This window comes from Bradyrhizobium sp., assembly GCF_019242285.1.
Taxonomy (GTDB): Bacteria; Pseudomonadota; Alphaproteobacteria; order Rhizobiales; family Xanthobacteraceae; genus Bradyrhizobium.
Window position 1 is genome coordinate 1 of the sequence record NZ_JAFAVV010000306.1, and the last position, 4,742, is coordinate 4,742.

The following is a 4,742-nucleotide window of genomic DNA, read 5'->3' on the forward strand; positions in this document are numbered from 1 at the left end:
AATTCGGCGAGCCGGTCGGCGAGGTCTGGCGCGGCGCGCGCCCGACCCTGCCCGACAGCCTGCCAATGATCGGGCCGGCGCCGCGGCATCCCGGTCTGTGGCTCGCTTTCGGCAACCAGCACATCGGCTTCACCACGGGACCGGCGACGGGCGAGGCGATTGCCGCCATGATCGCCGGGGCGCCACCTCCGTTCGACGCCACGGCCTTTGCGCCCAGCCGCTATCTCTGACGTCCGCGGGATCAAGGGATGCATTACGTCTGGGACTTCTCGATCCTCGGCAAGTACAGCCACCTGTTCTGGCTCGGGCTCGGCTGGACCGTGGCCTATACCGTCGGCACCATCCTGCTCGGCACGCTGCTCGGGCTGATCGTCGGCATCCTGCGCCTCGGCCGCATTCCCGTGATCGACTGGCTGCTGCTCGCCTATATCGAGCTGTTCCGCTGCACGCCGCTATTGGTGCAGATCATCTGGTTCTACTACGCCTTTCCGGTGGTGATCGGGGTCAACATCCCGGCTCATGTCGCTGCCGTCAGCGTGCTCACGCTCTATGGCGGCGCGTTCTACGCCGAGATCGTGCGCGGCGCGATCGAGAGCGTGCCGCGCGGGCAATGGGACGCGGCGCGGGCGCTGGGCTTTCGCGGCTGGCGCATGATGCGGCTCGTGATCCTGCCGCAGGCGCTGAAGCCGATGATGGCGCCCTACGTCAACCAGTCGGTGACGCAACTCAAGAACACCTCGCTGGTGTCGGTCATCGCGGTGCCGGACCTCGTCTACAATGCCACCCTGATCAACGCCGACACCTACCGCCCGCTGGAGGTCTATACTGTCGTGGCGCTGATCTATTTTGCCATCCTGTTTCCGGCAACGCTGATCGGGCGCAGGTTCGAGCGCGGCATGAGCTACGACAAGGCGTGAAGGGTCCGGTCAATCGGCATCGCGTTGAACCAAAGAATATTCGCAATAGGATGGAATACCTGAGATGCCGCTTTGAAATGGTCTGTTTTTTCCGGGCAGACCGGAACTGACGGGCTGCCTTCCAATCGTCGCTCGTGGCCCGAAGCGGTCATCGACGATAGTTCGGCCTAAGCTGGTTGTTGCTACCTAGGACAGGTCGGCCGCCGTGAAAATGTCCTGTGCTCGAAAGAATTCCTTGGCCTTCTCCACCGCTGTCACGACTTGGTCTTCCGGCACATAGAAGACGACCGCCAGGTCTCTGACGGCTCGGGAGCAGCACACATAGAACAGGCGTGTCGTGCGATCGAGAACGGTTTCGTTGCCTGCGGCGCTGTTAGCCTTGTCGGTGTCAGAGAGCGGCGTAATGCCGAAGAATTTTCCGTAAGAGAATAGATTGTACTTGGCTTCCTCATCGTCGAGCACGACGATGACCCGATCGAACTCGGCGCCTTTGACACCTTGGTGTGTGTCGAAGGGCGACTGCCTCAGCACATAGTTTTCGTAGTTCCACATCTGGCTCGCCTTACAGGCGAAGAAGGCGATCACTGCTGCGTCGTCGTCCGCTCCCTCGCCGGCCGGGGCGGCTGGAGGCAGGCCTTCGAGGCGAGACTTGAGGCGTTCGTCGATCGGATAGAGGTTTCGACTATTGAGCAGAGTCAGAACATCGCGGGTGGTAGTGTTGGGGTTGTCGAACAGAGCGACAAGATTGTCGAGGTCGGCTTTCAGTTTATCGAGAATCTGACGGGCGGTATCGGGCTTGAGGTTGTCCGCCTGCAGCGCTGGTGCCGTGGTACGCAGCAATCTCAAGGCGGCGAAGTTTTCGCTGGTCCTTATCGCCCTGACAATTGGCAGTACATAGTGCATAAAGGGGCGCAGCACCCACGCGGATCCATCGAGCAGACCGTCCTTAAGGGTGCTTGAGCCGTGGTCGTTGAGAGCGGCATAGATGTCGGGGAAACCCATGTTCTGTGCAGCCATGCGGTGAACGAGAACCATGACCTTGACCCCCTCAATGGAATCGTCGAGCCATTTCTGGTCGTCATTCCGCTCGCTGAGCCATTGGCGGACGCGGTTCAGGTTGCCGCTGCGGGTATTGTCGGCCGGCAGGACGAAGATCCTTGCGGTACCCGGCGCCGAGACGAACTCGCCGTTCACTTCGATCATCTTGCCGCGCGTCTGCTCAAGGCCGTCTCCTTTGGCCCTGATCTTGTTGACGACGTCCAGGACGAGGCGCGGACAACGAAAGTTCTCGGGCTTGGTAATCGACTCCCACCCGCCTTCCTTTTCGATCGCGCCGACGCCCGCAAGGTAGATCTTCTGCATGGGGTCGCCAAAGAACCCGAGGCAAAACCGGCCGGCATGCTCGACGGCGATGTTTCGAAAGGCTTCGACAACCTTCGGATCGGTGTCTTGGCTCTCGTCGACAAAAAGATATGGGAAGCGGTCCGCGACGAGCCGACGCATCAGGATGCTCTCGTTGATCAGCGCCGGGCCGATCCTCAGGACGTCGTCATGCCCGAGTACGCCCTCTGAGTAGTTGCTGCCGATGCCGTAAGTGAAGTGCTTGACGGTCTTTATGGTCTCGAGTTGCTGGTCGTAGCGGAGCAGGTCCGCCTCGAGCCTCAGCTTTGTCGCCGCCTGAGTTCTCGGCTTCGCCAACCTTTCCTTGGAATCGCCGATCTTCTCGTTGATGCGCTCACGGACCCATTCGCGGATGTCGTTGGTGAACGGCCGGACGATGTTCCACAGGAAGCTATGGATGGTCGAGACGTGAAAGAGCGGCGCATTGCTGACATCGCCCCAGATTTCTCCCACCGCGACTTCGGTGTAGGTGATGCAGGCGATCTGTTGACCTTTCTGGCGAAGACGAGGGCCGCGGAGCCTTGCTAGGTGCGCGAGCGCCTTGACCAGGGACGTCGTCTTTCCCGATCCGGCGCCCGCCTTCATGATGAAGCTGTTGGTCGGTGCATGGTCGAGGCACTGCCGCAGTTGCTCGTCGGCCGGGGTGTCGGGCTGATTGACGCGAATTGTCAATTTGCTTCGCCTTCTGTCGGTGCCACAGGCGCTCCTTCGCCGACCACCTCCGTGTCCGCGCCGAGCTGCACGACCAACACTGGGTTGGGTGCAGGCGCCGGCGGGAGCGGAGCCGCCAACTCCTCGAGCCATTCCAGCCCCTCCCGAATGTAGCGCGGCACCTTCCAGGCGTCCCGCTCCTGCTGTAGTAGGCCCAAAGCGAAGCTGGTCTTCTTGAAGTTCGAGGAAGTGACGCGTTTGTGGACCCGCAATGCGATCTGGTCGACGGTCTGGCCCGCGTGTCCCTTGAATCGTAGGTTCAAGGCTTTCCGTTCCACAGCCTGGGACCACGCGAAATTCTCAAGGGCGAATGCCTCTTCAAGGGTCCGTCCCACCACAGCCTTGGTCTCGCCATTTGACGTAAGGTCGACCGAGCTTTGATAGACGACTCGGACATGCGCATCGTTCTGCGTTCGCTGTTCGGGTGTGGCGTCCAGCAAGTCCGCGATGTTGCGCTTGGCCGGGAGCCATTCGATGAGCGTCTGGTTTGAGGTGACGGCCCCAGGCGTAGCGACAACGCAGGCGTGGCCGGGTTTGGTTTCGGCCGCCTCGTCTTCGTCGTCATCCCCCGGCGCTGCGACCACCTCGGCAGCTAGCTCAGCGTCCGCTGCCGCATTCGCCGGGCCGAAAACGCTATCGATGTCGGTGATCACCAGCGTGGTGATGCCGATAAACTCGATCAGCTTGCGGAAGATGTGGGCGTAAGCGCCGCCGACTTCGAGGACGCTTAGATAGGCGGATTTGAGGCGGGGCGCCGCGATGGCGATCATTTCCGGCAGTAGGAGCCGCTCGACGTTACCCTCTACCAGGACCGCGGCGTCGGCGAAGAACAGGTCGCAGTGGGTCAGCTTCATGTAGCGAACCAAGAACTCGTCCAGGGGCGGTTCGAGCTGCTGATAATAGAGAGAGAGGTTCAGTACCTCTGATTGCTGCCCGACTCCGTCACCAGAACGCCGGAAGTAGCGAATGGGGATAAAGCCGCGTTCGTAAACGATGTGCGAGGAGTGCGTCGTCACCACCACCTGGCTCGTCGCGAATTCCGCATCCTCTCCTTCGACTGTAACGATCTCCAGAACCTTGTGAATGAAGACCTGCTGCAACTGCATGTGGAGGTGGGCCTCCGGCTCCTCGATGAAGATGAGGTGCAGCAACGGTCGATTGTCCTCGACCTTGAGCCACCTCGAGTGGAGGTCGAAGAGCTCGATCACCATGTAGATGAGGTTCTTATAGCCTAGGCCATTATAGCGGTCCGGAAGGGTCAGTTGCACGTCGCCGGCTGTCTCGGCGAGCGAATAATGCACCTGGGCGCCGTCTGCAGCCTGCAGGACCGTCATCGGATTAAGGGACGACTTGATAAGGAGGCGGGGGTTGGCGACGCCCGGATAGCCCATCTGTCCGACCTGCGCGAGAAAGGGCTCGAAGATGTCTTTGAGGTGCTTGTTGAAGGCCTGTTCGGCGTCCATTAGCGCCAACAGAGCGTCGGGATGATTTCCGCGCTCGTTCGCTCCGGTTGCGTAGATGCGGCTGATCCGTTTGGTCAGGTCTTCAGCACGAGCTCCGCCGGCTGTGTCTGACAGGTGCCGCTGAGCATAGAGCATGTCGACCTTGATGAGAGAGGCCAACACATCCTTGCCCTGCCGGCCTTGCTCGCGATCAAATGGTTGCGGTGCGACCTCGCCGATAGGCTCGAAATTGTCATCGAACTGGCCTCGG

The 4,742-nt window shown here is 60.8% G+C and carries 4 protein-coding genes; 2 read left to right on the forward strand and 2 right to left on the reverse strand.

Features of this window, described 5'->3' with window-relative positions:
• Positions 1-230: FAD-binding oxidoreductase (locus tag JOY90_RS12050; RefSeq protein ID WP_291691362.1), on the forward strand; the 230-nt coding region annotated here is incomplete at its 5' end.
• 18 nt (positions 231-248) lie between these two features.
• Positions 249-917 carry an amino acid ABC transporter permease gene (locus JOY90_RS12055; protein WP_291691363.1) on the forward strand — a complete coding sequence of 223 codons (669 nt, stop codon included), beginning with the start codon at positions 249-251 and terminating at the stop codon, positions 915-917.
• A gap of 186 nt (positions 918-1,103) precedes the next feature.
• On the opposite strand, the gene JOY90_RS12060 is transcribed toward JOY90_RS12055, so the two are convergent.
• Both JOY90_RS12060 and JOY90_RS12065 read right to left on the reverse strand, forming a co-directional pair.
• Positions 1,104-2,990, reverse strand: coding sequence for a UvrD-helicase domain-containing protein (locus JOY90_RS12060; RefSeq protein WP_291691364.1), 1,887 nt, complete (start codon positions 2,988-2,990; stop codon positions 1,104-1,106).
• The coding region (locus JOY90_RS12065) for an AAA family ATPase (protein WP_291691365.1) at positions 2,987-4,742 on the reverse strand (1,756 nt) is incomplete at its 5' end. The genes JOY90_RS12065 and JOY90_RS12060, both read right to left, overlap by 4 nt.